Here is a 13,600-nt window from a genome sequence, read left to right on the forward strand (position 1 = left end):
TCATCAGTTACCACTTTCAGTCTGACGACTGCTCACCTCAGCCGGCACATCATCCCCAGCCATGCGCTTGCGGAACAACGCCGCCCGCGCCAGCAGCAGCGTGGTTACCGGTACGGTGATCGCCAACAAAACCGGAATCAGCCAGGCATGCACCACCGGCCCGGACTTCAGTGCTGAAAAGCAGATGATCGATGCCAGCGCCACGCACCAGGCCCCGATCGTCGAGGCCAGCGCCGGCGGATGCATGCGCTGGAAGTAGTCCTTCATGCGCAGCAATCCGGTTGCGCCCAGCAGCGTAAATACACCGCTGAGCACCAGCAGGGCCGCCACGGGAATCTCGACCCATAAAGACAATTCGGCATTCATTCGATCACCTCGCCACGCAGCAGGAATTTCGCCAGCGCAAACGAGCCGACGAAACCGAACAGCGCGATCAGCAGCGCCGCTTCGAAGTAGGTATCACTGGCATAACGAATACCCAGGGTCAGCATCATCAACATGGCGACTATGTACAGGTAATCCAGCGCCAGTACCCGATCCTGAGCAGAAGGGCCTTTGAACAGGCGCACCAGGGTCAGTGCCATTGCTACGCAGTACAGAAACAGCGTCAACAGAATCGCATTCGACAGCAATGGGCTCATTCGAAAATCTCCATCAACGGTCGCTCGTAAGTGCTTTTGAAGTGCTCGATGAACTGCGCTTCGTCGTGCAGATCCCAGACATGCAGTAGCAAAACACTGCGGTCCAGCGCCAGCTCCGACCATACGGTGCCGGGCACCACAGTGCAGATCATCGCCAATGCAGCCAAACCATGAGCATCGCGCAAATCGAGCGGCACCTTGATAAAGCATGAGTTGGGTGGACGACGCCCGGCGTTGAGTACGCCCCAGGCGACGATGAGGTTGGACATGATCACGTCACGGCCCACCAGGAAGAACAGACGCACAATGGCCATAGGGTTGCGGATGCGCGCTCGTTTTGGTCGCAGCTTGCGCATCATCAGCGGCGCGGCGAAACCCAGCGCGGCGCCGAGCAACAGATTGCCCGGGCTGACCGACAGGTTGAGTGTTAGCCACAGAATCCACAGGGCTAGCGATAACCACGGAGCCGGAAACAGTCGCTTCATGGCTGCACCTCAAGCATGTCGGCTCTCGCCTGAGGGCTCGGCACGGCGCGAGTGCCAAGCACGGCCAGCACATATTGCTGCGGATTGTTCAGCGCGTCGGCCGTAGCCTGGGTGTAGCGCAGCAGCGGTTCAGCCTTGAATGTCAGGGCGATGCTCAGGCCGAGCAGCAGGAAAATTGGCGCGCATTCGAGTTTGCGCAGCAATGGCGAGGGGCGCTCCTCCGGCGTCCAGAAGCGCTGAATGCCCAGGCGCGAGAAGGCCATCAGCGAGGCCAGACCGGTCAGGATCAACAGCGCCAGCAATCCCCAGGCGCCGGGAGACAGTGGCGCCTCGGTGCCAAGTCCCAGGGGGTTGAGCAAAGCGCCGATCAGGCTGAGCTTGCCGATGAACCCGGACAGCGGTGGCATGCCGATGATCAACAGCGCGCAGGCAATGAAGCTCAAACCGAGAAACGCCATGGTCCACGGAATGACCTGGCCGACCACGGCTTTTTGTTCGTCGTCGAGGTTGATGCCCTTGGGTGGCTGCAGCGATTCCTGCGGACGCGGCAAGAGTTCGCTTTCGTCTTCCAGCGGGATTTCGTTGGCCGAACGCGAGCGCTCGATCAGTTCGGCGAGCATGAACAATGCGCTCAGCGCCAGGGTCGAGCTGACCAGATAGAACAATGCAGCGCCGATCAGGTTCGGCTGGGCGAAGCCGATCGCCGAGAGCAGGATGCCGGCCGACACCAGAATGCTCAGGCTGGCCATGCGCTCCAGGCGCTGCGCGGCGAGAATCGCCAGCCCTGCGCAAGCCATGGTCGCCATGCCGCCGTAGATCAGCCAGTCGCCGCCAAAAAATGCCGAAGCGCCGGCCTGGCCGGAAAACAGCAGGGTCCACAGGCGCAGCAGGGTGTAGACGCCGACCTTGGTCATGATCGCGAACATCGCCGCCACCGGCGCGCTGGCCGAGGAATAGGCCGGCACCAGCCAGAAATTCAGCGGCCACATGCCAGCCTTCGCCAGAAACGCTACCGCGAGAATCCCCGCGCCAGCATGCAGCAGGCCACGATCAGCTTCCGGCACCAGCGGAATCTTCATCGCCAGGTCGGCCATGTTCAGCGTACCGGTTACCCCGTAGATCAGCGCCGCGCCTATGAGAAACAACGACGAGGCCAGCAGGTTTATCGAGATGTAATGCAATCCCGACGACACCCGCGCGCGGCCGGATCCATGCAGCAACAGGCCGTAGGAGGCGGCCAGCAATACTTCGAAAAACACGAACAGGTTGAACAGGTCCGCCGTCAGGAACGCGCCATACAGGCCCATCAGCTGGATCTGGAACAGAGCGTGAAAGCTTGAACCGGCGCCGTCCCAGCGGGCCATGGCAAACAGCAACGCGCTGACGCCGATAATGCCGGTCAGCACCAGCATCAGTGCCGACAGGCGATCAACCACCAGAACGATGCCGAACGGTGCCTGCCAGTTGCCCGGCAGGTATACACCGATGGAGCCGGGTACGCCGGTGGTCTGCGTCCATTGCAGCAGCATCACTGAAATGAACAGGCCGAGCAGACTGGAGAACAAGTTGATTTTCGCCTTCAGCGGCCGATGCTTTTCGCCGAGCATCAGCATGATCGCAGCCGTCAGCAGCGGCAGCAGGATCGGTGCGGCGATCAGGTGAGTCATTGCCGTCATTCTTTAGGCTCCCGGCCGTCGACGTGGTCGGTGCCGGTCAAGCCGCGCGAGGCGAGCAATACGACGAGAAACAGCGCGGTCATGGCGAAGCTGATGACGATCGCCGTCAGTACCAGCGCCTGGGGCAGCGGGTCGGTGTAGTGCAGCAGATCCTGGGTCACGCCGTCCTTGATCACTGGCTCTTTGCCGATGAACAGGCTGCCCATGCTGAAAATGAACAAATTGACCGCGTACGACAACAGGCACAGGCCCATGACCACCTGAAAAGTACGCGGGCGCAAGATCAGCCAGACCCCTGACGCGGCGAGAATGCCGATGGCGATTGCGATGACTTCTTCCATCAGACGGCTCCTTTGCTGGCGACGGACTTGGGCAGCGATGCTGTCTTGTGGCCGCGCACCGATTGGTGGGCGAGGGCGGTAAGGATCAGCAGCGTCGACCCGACCACCACGGCGTACACGCCGATGTCGAAGAACAGCGCACTGGCGATATGGATATCGCCAAGCAATGGCACGCTGATGTGCCAGGTGTGGGTGGTCAGGAACGGATAGCCAGCCAGCATCGCACCGAGACCGGTGGCGGTGGCGAACAGCAGGCCGGTACCCATCCAGCGTAATGGCCGCAGGCTCATTTGCGCCTCGACCCACTGCGTGCCGGCAACCATATATTGCAGAATGAACGCGACCGACATCACCAGCCCGGCGACAAAACCGCCGCCCGGCTGATTGTGCCCGCGCATGAACAGGTAACACGACACCACCAGCGCGACAGGCAGCAGCAGGCGCACCAGCACCGCCGGCACCATCATGAAACCGAGCGCGGTGTCGCTGGCTGAACGTGGGTTGACCAGATCGGTGACCACGTCGGGCGCGAGCAGGCGTTGCTGGGCTGGCAATTGCAGGCTTTCCTTCGGCGGACGGAAGCGGCGCAGCAGGGCGAACACGGTGAGCGCCACGGCGACCAATACGGTAATTTCGCCGAGGGTGTCGAAGCCACGGAAGTCCACCAGCATCACGTTGACCACGTTGCTACCGCCGCCCTCGGGCAGGGCGCGGCTGAGGTAGAACGAGGAAATGTGGTTAGGCGTCTGCCGGGTGAGCATGGCGTAGGACAGCAACGCCATGCCCGCACCGACCGCAATCGATAGGAGCAAGTCGCGCAGACGACGAATACGCGCCTTGCGCAGGCTGCTCGGCAGCGGCGAGACTTCCTCGATGCGGCGCGGCAACCAGCGCAGGCCGAGCAGGATCAACACCGTGGTTACCACTTCTACCGCCAATTGCGTCAGTGCCAGGTCCGGCGCGGAGAACCAGACGAAGGTCACGCAGGTCATCAGGCCGCAGACACTGACCATGGTCAGGGCAGCGAGACGGTGATACTTCGCCTGCCATGCGGCGCCAAGCGCGCAGGCAATCGCCAGCAGCCACAGCGTAACGAAGACAATCGAACCGGGGATTTTCGGCCGGTCACCCCAGCTCAGGCTGCTGTGCAGCATCGGGATCAGACCGGCGAGCACGGCGGCCGACACCATCAGAAACAGCTGCATCTGCAAGCGCTTGGTGCCCAGGCGCCGCTCGACGCGCCGGGCGATGCGCATCATCACTACCAGACTGCGCTCGAACAGCCGCTTGCCATTGAAGCGACCCACCAGCGGCGGGTACTTGAAGCGGCCGCGCTTGAACTGCTTGCGCAGCAGCAGATACAGGACGATGCCACCGGACATGGCGATCAGGCTCATGATCATCGGCGCGTTCAGGCCGTGCCAGATGGCGAGGCTGTATTCCGGCAACTCACCGCCGACAACCGGCAGCGCCGCGGCGGCAAGCAATGGCCCGACGATCTGCGCCGGGAAAATCCCCACCAGAAGGCAGGTGAAGACCAGCAACTCGACCGGCGCACGCATCCAGCGGGGCGGCTCGTGCGGCGTATGCGGCAGATCAGTGGCGGTGGGGCCGAAGAAAACATCGACGGTGAAACGCAGAGAGTAAGCAACGCTGAACATGCCGGCGATGGTCGCGACGATCGGCAGACTGGTTTCGACCCACGCGGTGGCGTTGATGAACACGGTTTCGGCGAAGAACATCTCTTTCGACAGGAAGCCGTTGAGCAGCGGCACGCCGGCCATCGAGGCACTGGCGACCATGGCCAGCGTCGCCGTATAGGGAATCAATTTGATCAGACCACTGAGTTTGCGGATGTCCCGGGTGCCGCTTTCATGGTCGATGATGCCGGCGGCCATGAACAGCGAGGCTTTGAACGTCGCGTGATTGAGGATGTGAAACACCGCCGCCACCGCCGCCAGTGAGCTGTTCAGGCCCAGGAGCAAAGTGATCAGGCCCAGATGGCTGATGGTCGAATAGGCCAGCAAACCTTTGAGATCGTTCTGGAACATGGCGCAGTACGCGCCGAGCAACAGCGTACAGGCGCCCGCTCCGCTGACGATGTAGAACCACTCTTCGCTGCCGGACAGCGACGGCCACAGCCGTGCCAAAAGGAAAACCCCGGCCTTGACCATGGTGGCCGAGTGCAGATAGGCCGAGACGGGCGTCGGCGCCGCCATTGCGTGGGGCAGCCAGAAGTGAAACGGGAATTGCGCGCTTTTGCTCAGCGCGCCAATCAGGATGAGGGGCAAAAGAACAGGGTAGAGGGCATGTGCGCGAATCAGATCGCCGGCGGCCAGGACCTTGTCGAGGTCGTAGCTGCCGACGACATGGCCGAGAATCATGACCCCCGCCAACAGGCATAAGCCGCCGGCCCCGGTGACCATCAACGCCATATAAGCACCGCGCCGCGCATCGGCTCGGTGGTGCCAGTAGCCGATCAGCAGGAACGAGAAGAGGCTGGTCAGCTCCCAGAAAAACACGATCTGAATCAGGTTGCCAGAGATCACCAGACCGAGCATGGCGCCCATGAACGCCAGAAAAAACGCGAAAAAGCGCGGCACCGGATCGTCCGGCGACATGTAATAACGCGCATATAAAGAGACGAGTGTGCCGATGCCCAGCACCAGCATCGAGAACAGCCAGGCGAAGCCGTCCATGCGCAAAATGAAGTTCAGCCCGAGGCTGGGCAACCACATGAATTCTTCGCGGATCACGCCACCGTGGGCGATTTGTGGGTACAGCATCGCGACCTGGACGGTGCCGATCAAAGCGACCAGCCCCGCCAGCAGGGATTCGGCATTACGCGCATTGTGCGGCAGCACTGCTGCCAGACAGCTGCCAATGAATGGCAGAAGCAGTAGAACTATCAGGGACATAGGCTTCTAATCTGCGGAAGTTTGTGAAGCATCATACGTGCCAGCTCCCTGATCACCAAACGCGAGGATGTCTCAGAATCCTACAAAGTAGTCTCAAATTTTGTGTTTAGCGTTGTTTCAAGGACAACAATGTTGTGGCTCTTTCGCGAGCAGGCTCGCTCCAACATTTTGAAATACATTCCAATGTGGGAGCGAGCCTGCTCGCGAAAGCGTTTGCATTACCACTGAAAAAACGCGGATCACGCCTGCGTTTCGCGTTCCAACTCACCTTCTGCCTCGGCAGCCTTCCCCTTGGTCTTCAACTCACTGACAATCACCGCCGCAACGATCAACCCCGCGCCCACCAGTGCAATCGCCGGCAAACGCTCCCCGGCAATCCGACCAACGATTCCGGCCCATACCGGCTCACCGGCATAGATCAACGTCGCCCGAGTCGGCGAAACGCTCTTCTGCGCCCAGTTCATCGCCACCTGGATCGCCGCACTCGCCGCGCCCAGGCCCAAAGCCGTCGCCAGCAATAACCAGGAAAACTCCGGAATCACTTCACCGGTCGGCACCACCAGCAGGAACGACAACACCGACGTCACCGCCAGTTGCACCACCGTCACTCGCCGCACATCGACCTGTCCGGCGAACGTGCTGATCAGGATGATTTCGGCTGCAATCGCAACGGCGCTGATCAATGTCGCAATTTCTCCCGGGCTGAAATTCAACGCCGCCCCCGAGGGACCCGACAACAGCATCAATCCGGTAAACGCCAGCATGATCCCGATGCTCGGCATCAACCCCGGGCGTCGTCCCAATACCAGCCATTGCAGCAGAGGTACAAACGGCACGTACAGCGCGGTAATGAACGCCGATTGGCTACTCGGAATGCTTTGCAGCCCGACCGTCTGCAAGCCGTAACCGAGCATGATCGCCACACCGATGAATGACCCTGCCTTCACTTCGAACAGGGTTAACTCTCGCAGGTGGCGCCAAGAGAACATCGCAACAATCGCCGCTGCTGCGGCAAAGCGCAGGCCGACGAAAAACATCGGCCCGCTGACCGTCATCGCGTGTTGCACCAGCAGGAACGTGCCGCCCCAGATCATGGTGATCAGCACCAGGACGCACTCGGCTTTGCTGAAGCGGGAGAAGCGGATTCGGGAAGGGGAATTGTTCAGCGACATCATGTCCTTGCGCACTGTAAAAGAGAGGCCGCACAATGCCGCCAACGTTGCGCAGTATACTGCCCAATACCACCGAGTGAGCAATATAGTGCACAAAGATTCAACTCAGCGAGCCTCCGTCCTGCAACACGTCAGCCAGAACGTCCGACGTCTGCGCCATGCTGCGGACATGAGCCAGACTGCGCTGGCGGAAAAGTCCGGGGTCAGCCGACGGATGCTGGTGGCGATCGAAGCCGGCGAGAAGAATGTCAGCCTGACCACGCTTGACCGCGTCGCCGAGGCCCTCGACGTGGCCTTCAGCGATCTGATTCAAGCCCACGATGCGCGCGACCCGAGCCGGATCAACGAGGTTGCCTGGGTGGGCACGATCCCGGGCAGCAGAGCCGTGCTTCTGTCCAAAGCGTCTGCGACCCGCGCAGTCGAGCAATGGGAATGGTGCCTGCAACCGGGTGAGGTCTATCCGTCGCAACCGGACGCCGACGGCTGGAGCGAGCAGATTTACGTGTTTGAGGGATGCTTGACGCTGATGCTCGGCGATCAGCCGCAGCACATCCATAAAGGAGAGTTTTTCATGTTCGCCAGCAATCAACCGCATTCCTACCGCAACGACGGCAATGTGGCTGCGCGGTTCGTGCGTAATGTGGTGATTTGAATGGAGCACTCTGCGGACATCCTGATCATCGGTGGCGGCCTCAGCGGCACGATGCTGGCGGTGCAATTGTTACGTCTGCCTGGGCAGCGGAGCATTGTTATCATCGAGCCGCGTGCTGAACTGGGACGGGGCGAGGCTTACAGCGCCGTCGAGCTGGGCCACACGCTGAACGGCAACGCGGCACGCATGAGCGTCGACCCGGATAATCCTGACGATCTGACGCAGTGGTTGATCGCGCACATAGCTGCTGGCGGCTGGCCGGAGTCAGCTGAGCAGGCTGTGCCAGTCAGTGAGTTGTTCCCGCCTCGCGGTTTGTTCGGCGTCTATGTGCAACAGCGTCTTGCCGAGGCTCGGGCGGTGGGCGCGCGGCAAGGTTCGACCGTTGAACATGTCTGTGCTGAGGTCGCCGACCTGCAAATCGATTCCGGTTCAGTTCAGCTCACCTTGAGCGATGGCGGGATTTTGCGTGGATCGCAGGCGGTGCTCGCTACCGGCATGTTTCCCGCCGCGCGCACGCCGCAGACACAATCCAGTGGCCTCAACGCCGCCGCGCTCGATCCCTGGGATGTGGCTGCAATGCGCGAACTCGACCCGCGATCCACCGTGCTGATCATCGGCTCTGGGCTGACGATGGTCGATGCCGTGGTGTCGCTGGAACAGGCCGGGCATCGCGGTCCGATCGAGGTGTTTTCCCGGCACGGGTTGCTGCCGCATGTGCGCCGTCAGCCACCGGTCTGGGAGGATTTTCTGGCAGCAGATCACAGCATCCGCACGCCACGCCAGTTGGTGCGCGAATTGCGGCGCCATTGCCGCGACGCTACAGCTCAAGGCATTGATTGGCAGGCACCACTCGATACCGTTCGCGCGCATATCGCGCGGTTGTGGAGTCAGGCGACTGACGTGCAGCGTCGACAATTCGTACGGCATGTGCGGCCATGGTGGGAAAGTCATCACCATCGTTCGCCACCGCTCAGCGCCGAGTTGATCGAGCGGTTGCACAAGGAAGGGCGCTTGCGCGTGCACGCTGCGTCGTTCAAGGGGCTTGAGCCGCGCGCTGACGATGCCGTGGCCATTCGCATTCGTCCTCGCGGTGAAACTGAAACATGCGTGGTGAACGGTGCGGCGCTGATCAACTCCAGCGGCATCGAATATGACTGGCGGCGGGTCGCTCGGCCGTTGCCTCAGCAATTGCTGGCGCGGGGACTGGTGCAGCCGGGGCCTCTGGCATTAGGCATCGCAGCGGTGGACGGTGCGGTAGTCGATGCCAAGGGGCGCGTGAATAGTCAGATGTTTGCGATGGGCCCGCCGTTGCGCGGGATGTGGTGGGAGAGCACGGCAGTGACGGACGTCGCTGCGCAGGCCAAAGCGTTGGCTCGGCGGTTGGTGGATAGCCCGAAAGATTGATGTGTTCTTTCGGGCTTCTTCGCGAGCAGGCTCGCTCCCACAAGGGGATTGAGGTTGTGACTACAATTTGCGCCACACCATAAATCCTGTGGGAGCGAGCTTGCTCGCGAAAGCGTCATCTGATCCAACGTCTCTGTTGAATGAAAGACCGCTATCGCTGGCAAGCCAGCTCCCACATTGGGTTTTTGTGACGGCTTGAGATTATGCGACGACCTGGTAGCACGGCACATACGCCGCGCCACCCGGCAACTTCATCCGGTGCTGGGCGACGAAGGCTTTGAGCAGCGCATCAAGCGGCTGCATGATCGCCGCATCACCGCGGATCTGATACGGCCCGTGTTCTTCGATCAGACGAATGCCTTTGTCCTTGACGTTACCGGCGACGATTCCGGAAAACGCCCGACGCAGATTGGCCGCCAGTTCATGCGGTGGCTGGTCGCGGTGCAGTTTCAGGTTGGCCATGTTTTCGTGGGTCGGGTCGAATGGGCGCTGGAAGCCTTCATCGATTTTCAACAGCCAGTTGAAGTGAAACGCGTCGTTACGCTCACGACGGAACTGCTTCACCGCTTTCAGCCCTTGAGTCATCTGCCGCGCCACTTCGGCCGGGTCGTCAATAATGATCTCGTAATGCTGCTTCGCCGCTTCGCCGAGGGTCGCGATGACGAACGCATCCAGCTGTTCCAGATACGGCGCGGCATGCTTCGGTCCGGTGAGGATGACCGGGAAGGGAAGGCCTGCGTTGTCCGGGTGCATGAGGATGCCGAGCAGGTAGAGGAATTCTTCGGCAGTACCGGCGCCGCCCGGAAAAATGATGATGCCGTGGCCAACGCGAACGAAGGCTTCCAGACGCTTTTCGATGTCCGGCAGGATCACCAGCTCATTGACGATAGGGTTAGGCGCTTCGGCAGCGATGATGCCTGGTTCGGTCAGGCCAAGGTAGCGACCGCCATGGATGCGCTGTTTGGCATGGGCGATGGTTGCGCCTTTCATTGGGCCTTTCATTACGCCGGGGCCGCAACCGGTGCAGATGTCGAGGCTGCGCAGACCCAGCTCATGGCCGACTTTCTTGGTGTATTTGTATTCTTCGGTGTTGATCGAGTGACCGCCCCAGCACACCACGATTTTCGGCTCGACGCCCGGGCGCAGGGTGCGCGCGTTGCGCAGCAGATGGAACACGTAGTCGCTGATGCCTTGGGAATTGCTCAGGTCGATGCGTTGGCTGTCGAGTTCGTTCTCGGTGTAGACAATGTCGCGCAGGGCGCTGAAGAGCATCTCGCGGGTGCTAGCGATCATCTCGCCGTCGACGAACGCGTCGGCCGGAGCGTTCAGCAGCTCCAGGCGCACACCGCGATCCTGTTGGTGAATGCGGATTTCGAAGTCCTTGTAGGCTTCGAGGATGGTCTTGGCATTGTCGACATGCGCGCCGGTGTTGAGGATGGCCAGGGCGCACTGGCGGAAGAGGGTGTAGGTGCTGCCGGATCCGGCTTCGCTCAGCTGCTGGACTTCACGTTGAGAAAGGGTTTCCAGACTGCCTTTCGGGCTGACCGAGGCATTGATTACGTGTCGTTGGGTCATGCAGTGATCCTTAAAACGATGCCATCCGCAACGCAGCGGAGGGCATCCGAATAGTGTGTATCCATGAATGAAGATGGCACGATCTGCGCTGTACCGCCATGTCCCCGTTGGACGCTGAAAAGATGAAAAGGAGCCCCAGCATAGCTAAAACCCGGTGCGATGCGATAATGCGCCGGCGAGTTTTTTCCGTTGCGCCTTTTGTCACTCAGGGAAGTCATTTTGATGTTCGAGATTCAGCCGATGGACCCCGCTACCTTTCGTCAGCAGACCCGCCGCAGCACGGTCATCATCGCCGTGCTGTTTCTGCTGTTGGCCATGCTGTTTTCGTCTGTCGCGGTGGCAGTGTTCGGAGAGCCCGACGGGGATAATCTGCGCTTCAATGTTGGCGGGGTATTTGTGGCATTTCTGCTGACCGCAGCGCTGTTGCGCGGGCGTTTCTGGCACCAGACCTGGATGGCTCCGGCGGTGTACAGCTGGCGTCTCAAGCGTAGCCTGATGAGCATCACCAATGTCATGCACCAGGTGACAGGGGCGGTGCATAACAATGATCCGACGGCGATGAAGGTGTTGCGTTTCTACCACCTTGGATTGCTGCAGATGCACGAACTGGACGGCAACTCCAGCGATCACGGACAACTGCGTGACGAAGTCGAACAGCACAAGGCGCAAATGCTGACGCAGGGCCTTGATCCAGACCAGCCACGCTTCGATCCGCAGTGGCTGGAAACGTTGAAACCGGCCTCGCGCTAAAACGGAATGCGCCGGGCGCGACGCAGTTTCCACGAGCGCAGCAATCGCGCATAGACGATCAGGTTGATCGCCAGCACCACGCTACCAAGCGCCAATTGAATCTGCGGGGTCAGACCTGCCGGATAGATGATCGGCCAGATGTAATGCTCGATAAAGCCACCGGCGTATTCGGTCTGCCCGGCCGCGTGGCGCATGAGGTTTTCCCAGTAGGTCAATGGACAGGTCAGGTGCAGCACTTCAACCGCCACGCCCCATGCGGCCGCCGGCAAGTGCAGCCACATCAACCGTGGCCAGCGCAGCACCAGCAGCCCGCCGAACAGCACGAACAAGATGAAACACAAGTGAAACAGCACCAGCCCGTCGGCGGCGATTCGGTACAGCATGGTGTCTTCCTGACGTAAGGGTGGATGGCGCTATGGTACGCCGCGCGGGACAAAATTCCTTGGTGAATTCGGGCGCGCAAAAGTGTTCTACCCTTTAACGACAGCAACTGTTCTGAGGTGAGGTGCACATGGCAACCGAGCAAACGCGTGCGGAAGATGATGAGCCAACTGAAGAAGAAATCGAGCGGCAAAAACGGCAGGAAAAAACCTGGAAGCACGATGACAGCCGCGAGTTGTCGGACCGCGATCAGGAGCGGCCTTTGAAGCCTTGAACAACGCATGTGAAAAGCCCCGCATCAGCGGGGCTTTTCGCGTTTCAGAGGTCTTCCAGCTGCGTGAAGTCCGGGTAGGTCGCTCGGTACCCCAACGTTCGATCGATCCACGCATTGAGCTCATTGACCATCACCGGCGGATGGCCGGGATAACCCTCAAGGGTGCTGCGCAAGGTGCGCTCGATGTCGGGCACGCTGTGCAGGTTTCGGGTCTTGATGTAATGGCCGATAAAACAGTCGAGTTCCAGGCGTTCTGTCTTGGACAGATGGACACACTTCAGGCCGCTGACCTGTTTGATTGCAAAATCGTCGCTCACTTATTTCTCTGCAAGGCTTGAAAGTTGTTGATGGATTCCTGATTTCTTTGACTCTTTGGTCAATTGGTATACCAATCGGAAAGGCGGCGCGCATGCTATCCGCAGCGCGGGAAAATGTATGTATGACAGTCGAAATGTCTGACAGGCGGTTGATTCGCTCAAACGGCTGTTTTACGAGGGGTGTATCGCGATTGAAACACTTTTTGTAACGCGCGGGATTCAGTGGAGGGCTCGCTTGATTAACGCAGCGATAAAGTAATTATTTAGTCGACCCGTTCTATCAATTGCGCACCTTGATTACGCGTATTACCGACCGCTTTGCCGACCTTGTACCATTCGAAGGCATCACTGTGCTCACCCTCGAACAGCAGCATTTGCTCGGCTCGTTCCACTGGCGTAGCAGGATCAAGCCATTCCCGAGCTCGCGCCGAATCGAAGACCACCGGTCGGCGATCATGAATATCGAGCAGGCCGCCCAAGCTGTCAGCGGTGATGATGACGAAACCGTCATCTTCCCTTGCCGAAACTCCCGGCGCCGGGAACTGGCCGATGCCTGCGCAGAAAACCGGTGCTTGATCCGCCCGACGGATCAACCAGGGCTGTCGGGATTTTTCCCCGCTATCAACCCACTCAAACCAATTATCGACCGGCACGATCAGCCGCTGGCGCCAGATTGCCCGAAAGAACGCGCCGTGGGCGACCTTCTCTACCCGAGCGTTGATAGGGGGCGGACGATCCTTCGCCCAATGCGGCCGCCAGCCCCAGCGCAGATCGTCGGCATGGATGGTCTGCTCGTGCTGATGCAGAACCGCCAGCGCAGTGGTGGGCGCTGCGTTGTAGCGATCCAGCGGCGCATCGCCCACGTGATTGACCAACGCATCGGGAATGCTCAACACCGCAACGAAATCATGAATCCCACGGTACTGCGTGAGTCTTCCGCACATGACTGAAATCTCCTCCAGGAAATTTCAGTCTAGTCGCGCCAGCACATCTGTTTCGAAGACGCGCAAATAC

General features: G+C 60.2%; 15 protein-coding genes. 4 read left to right on the forward strand and 11 right to left on the reverse strand.

Annotated features, from left to right (window positions below; genetic code table 11):
- Positions 1–3: 3 nt before the first annotated feature.
- The 7 genes from ACMYUN_RS26045 to ACMYUN_RS26075 form a co-directional block, all read right to left on the reverse strand.
- Complete coding sequence (locus tag ACMYUN_RS26045) at positions 4–366, reverse strand: Na+/H+ antiporter subunit G (RefSeq protein ID WP_039763124.1); 363 nt, start codon at positions 364–366, stop codon at positions 4–6.
- Complete coding sequence (locus ACMYUN_RS26050; RefSeq protein ID WP_016775085.1) at positions 363–641, reverse strand: K+/H+ antiporter subunit F; 279 nt, start codon at positions 639–641, stop codon at positions 363–365. Before ACMYUN_RS26050 ends, ACMYUN_RS26045 begins: the two co-directional genes overlap by 4 nt.
- Positions 638–1,126, reverse strand: coding sequence for a Na+/H+ antiporter subunit E (locus ACMYUN_RS26055; RefSeq protein WP_310408374.1), 489 nt, complete (start codon positions 1,124–1,126; stop codon positions 638–640). The genes ACMYUN_RS26050 and ACMYUN_RS26055 overlap by 4 nt, the downstream gene beginning before the upstream one ends.
- On the reverse strand, positions 1,123–2,802 hold the full coding sequence (locus ACMYUN_RS26060) for a monovalent cation/H+ antiporter subunit D (protein ID WP_415762191.1): 1,680 nt from the start codon (positions 2,800–2,802) through the stop codon (positions 1,123–1,125). Before ACMYUN_RS26060 ends, ACMYUN_RS26055 begins: the two co-directional genes overlap by 4 nt.
- A complete protein-coding gene (locus tag ACMYUN_RS26065; protein WP_016775082.1) occupies positions 2,799–3,143 on the reverse strand; it encodes a Na+/H+ antiporter subunit C in 345 nt (114 codons plus the stop codon). The genes ACMYUN_RS26060 and ACMYUN_RS26065 overlap by 4 nt, the downstream gene beginning before the upstream one ends.
- Positions 3,143–6,061: a monovalent cation/H+ antiporter subunit A gene (locus ACMYUN_RS26070; protein ID WP_415762192.1), complete on the reverse strand. Its 2,919-nt coding sequence runs from the start codon at positions 6,059–6,061 to the stop codon at positions 3,143–3,145. The genes ACMYUN_RS26065 and ACMYUN_RS26070 overlap by 1 nt, the downstream gene beginning before the upstream one ends.
- A gap of 239 nt (positions 6,062–6,300) precedes the next feature.
- Positions 6,301–7,236, reverse strand: a complete 936-nt coding sequence (locus tag ACMYUN_RS26075; protein WP_129999977.1) for a DMT family transporter — start codon at positions 7,234–7,236, stop codon at positions 6,301–6,303.
- 85 nt (positions 7,237–7,321) lie between these two features.
- Between ACMYUN_RS26075 and ACMYUN_RS26080 the strand changes: the two genes are divergently transcribed.
- Positions 7,322–7,885, forward strand: a complete 564-nt coding sequence (locus ACMYUN_RS26080) for a helix-turn-helix domain-containing protein (protein WP_129999976.1) — start codon at positions 7,322–7,324, stop codon at positions 7,883–7,885.
- Positions 7,886–9,289 (forward strand): FAD/NAD(P)-binding protein, encoded by a 1,404-nt coding sequence (locus tag ACMYUN_RS26085; protein ID WP_415762194.1) that lies wholly within the window; start codon positions 7,886–7,888, stop codon positions 9,287–9,289.
- 201 nt (positions 9,290–9,490) lie between these two features.
- Here ACMYUN_RS26085 and ppnN read toward each other — a convergent pair whose 3' ends face one another.
- Positions 9,491–10,864, reverse strand: coding sequence for a nucleotide 5'-monophosphate nucleosidase PpnN (gene ppnN, locus ACMYUN_RS26090; protein ID WP_039763117.1), 1,374 nt, complete (start codon positions 10,862–10,864; stop codon positions 9,491–9,493).
- A 222-nt stretch (positions 10,865–11,086) separates the two neighbouring features.
- Between ppnN and ACMYUN_RS26095 the strand changes: the two genes are divergently transcribed.
- Positions 11,087–11,614 carry a DUF3087 domain-containing protein gene (locus tag ACMYUN_RS26095; RefSeq protein ID WP_039763116.1) on the forward strand — a complete coding sequence of 176 codons (528 nt, stop codon included), beginning with the start codon at positions 11,087–11,089 and terminating at the stop codon, positions 11,612–11,614.
- Here ACMYUN_RS26095 and ACMYUN_RS26100 read toward each other — a convergent pair.
- Positions 11,611–11,997 (reverse strand): DUF2784 domain-containing protein, encoded by a 387-nt coding sequence (locus ACMYUN_RS26100; protein ID WP_039763115.1) that lies wholly within the window; start codon positions 11,995–11,997, stop codon positions 11,611–11,613. The two genes, ACMYUN_RS26095 and ACMYUN_RS26100, sit on opposite strands and share 4 nt — an antisense overlap.
- Before the next feature lie 128 nt (positions 11,998–12,125).
- On the opposite strand from ACMYUN_RS26100, the gene ACMYUN_RS26105 reads away from it, so the two are divergent.
- On the forward strand, positions 12,126–12,269 hold the full coding sequence (locus ACMYUN_RS26105; protein ID WP_024013238.1) for a hypothetical protein: 144 nt from the start codon (positions 12,126–12,128) through the stop codon (positions 12,267–12,269).
- A gap of 44 nt (positions 12,270–12,313) precedes the next feature.
- On the opposite strand, the gene ACMYUN_RS26110 is transcribed toward ACMYUN_RS26105, so the two are convergent.
- Together ACMYUN_RS26110 and ACMYUN_RS26115 are read right to left on the reverse strand one after the other, a co-directional pair.
- On the reverse strand, positions 12,314–12,586 hold the full coding sequence (locus ACMYUN_RS26110; protein WP_042606722.1) for a hypothetical protein: 273 nt from the start codon (positions 12,584–12,586) through the stop codon (positions 12,314–12,316).
- A 263-nt stretch (positions 12,587–12,849) separates the two neighbouring features.
- On the reverse strand, positions 12,850–13,530 hold the full coding sequence (locus ACMYUN_RS26115) for an SOS response-associated peptidase (protein ID WP_415762196.1): 681 nt from the start codon (positions 13,528–13,530) through the stop codon (positions 12,850–12,852).
- Positions 13,531–13,600 lie beyond the last annotated feature (70 nt).

It is taken from the genome of Pseudomonas sp. CP4 (genome assembly GCF_047758505.1).
Lineage (GTDB): Bacteria > Pseudomonadota > Gammaproteobacteria > Pseudomonadales > Pseudomonadaceae > Aquipseudomonas > Aquipseudomonas fluorescens_AO.

What these genes read in the sequence shown, in the direction of transcription:
- ppnN (WP_039763117.1), bottom strand. Translation starts at nt 10,864, where the DNA reads ATGACCCAACGACACGTAATCAATGCCTCGGTCAGCCCGAAAGGCAGT.
- ACMYUN_RS26065 (WP_016775082.1), bottom strand. Translation starts at nt 3,143, where the DNA reads ATGGAAGAAGTCATCGCAATCGCCATCGGCATTCTCGCCGCGTCAGGG.
- ACMYUN_RS26045 (WP_039763124.1), bottom strand. Translation starts at nt 366, where the DNA reads ATGAATGCCGAATTGTCTTTATGGGTCGAGATTCCCGTGGCGGCCCTG.
- ACMYUN_RS26050 (WP_016775085.1), bottom strand. Translation starts at nt 641, where the DNA reads ATGAGCCCATTGCTGTCGAATGCGATTCTGTTGACGCTGTTTCTGTAC.
- ACMYUN_RS26085 (WP_415762194.1), top strand. Translation starts at nt 7,886, where the DNA reads ATGGAGCACTCTGCGGACATCCTGATCATCGGTGGCGGCCTCAGCGGC.
- ACMYUN_RS26105 (WP_024013238.1), top strand. Translation starts at nt 12,126, where the DNA reads ATGGCAACCGAGCAAACGCGTGCGGAAGATGATGAGCCAACTGAAGAA.
- ACMYUN_RS26100 (WP_039763115.1), bottom strand. Translation starts at nt 11,997, where the DNA reads ATGCTGTACCGAATCGCCGCCGACGGGCTGGTGCTGTTTCACTTGTGT.
- ACMYUN_RS26095 (WP_039763116.1), top strand. Translation starts at nt 11,087, where the DNA reads ATGTTCGAGATTCAGCCGATGGACCCCGCTACCTTTCGTCAGCAGACC.
- ACMYUN_RS26055 (WP_310408374.1), bottom strand. Translation starts at nt 1,126, where the DNA reads ATGAAGCGACTGTTTCCGGCTCCGTGGTTATCGCTAGCCCTGTGGATT.
- ACMYUN_RS26060 (WP_415762191.1), bottom strand. Translation starts at nt 2,802, where the DNA reads ATGACGGCAATGACTCACCTGATCGCCGCACCGATCCTGCTGCCGCTG.
- ACMYUN_RS26115 (WP_415762196.1), bottom strand. Translation starts at nt 13,530, where the DNA reads ATGTGCGGAAGACTCACGCAGTACCGTGGGATTCATGATTTCGTTGCG.
- ACMYUN_RS26075 (WP_129999977.1), bottom strand. Translation starts at nt 7,236, where the DNA reads ATGATGTCGCTGAACAATTCCCCTTCCCGAATCCGCTTCTCCCGCTTC.
- ACMYUN_RS26070 (WP_415762192.1), bottom strand. Translation starts at nt 6,061, where the DNA reads ATGTCCCTGATAGTTCTACTGCTTCTGCCATTCATTGGCAGCTGTCTG.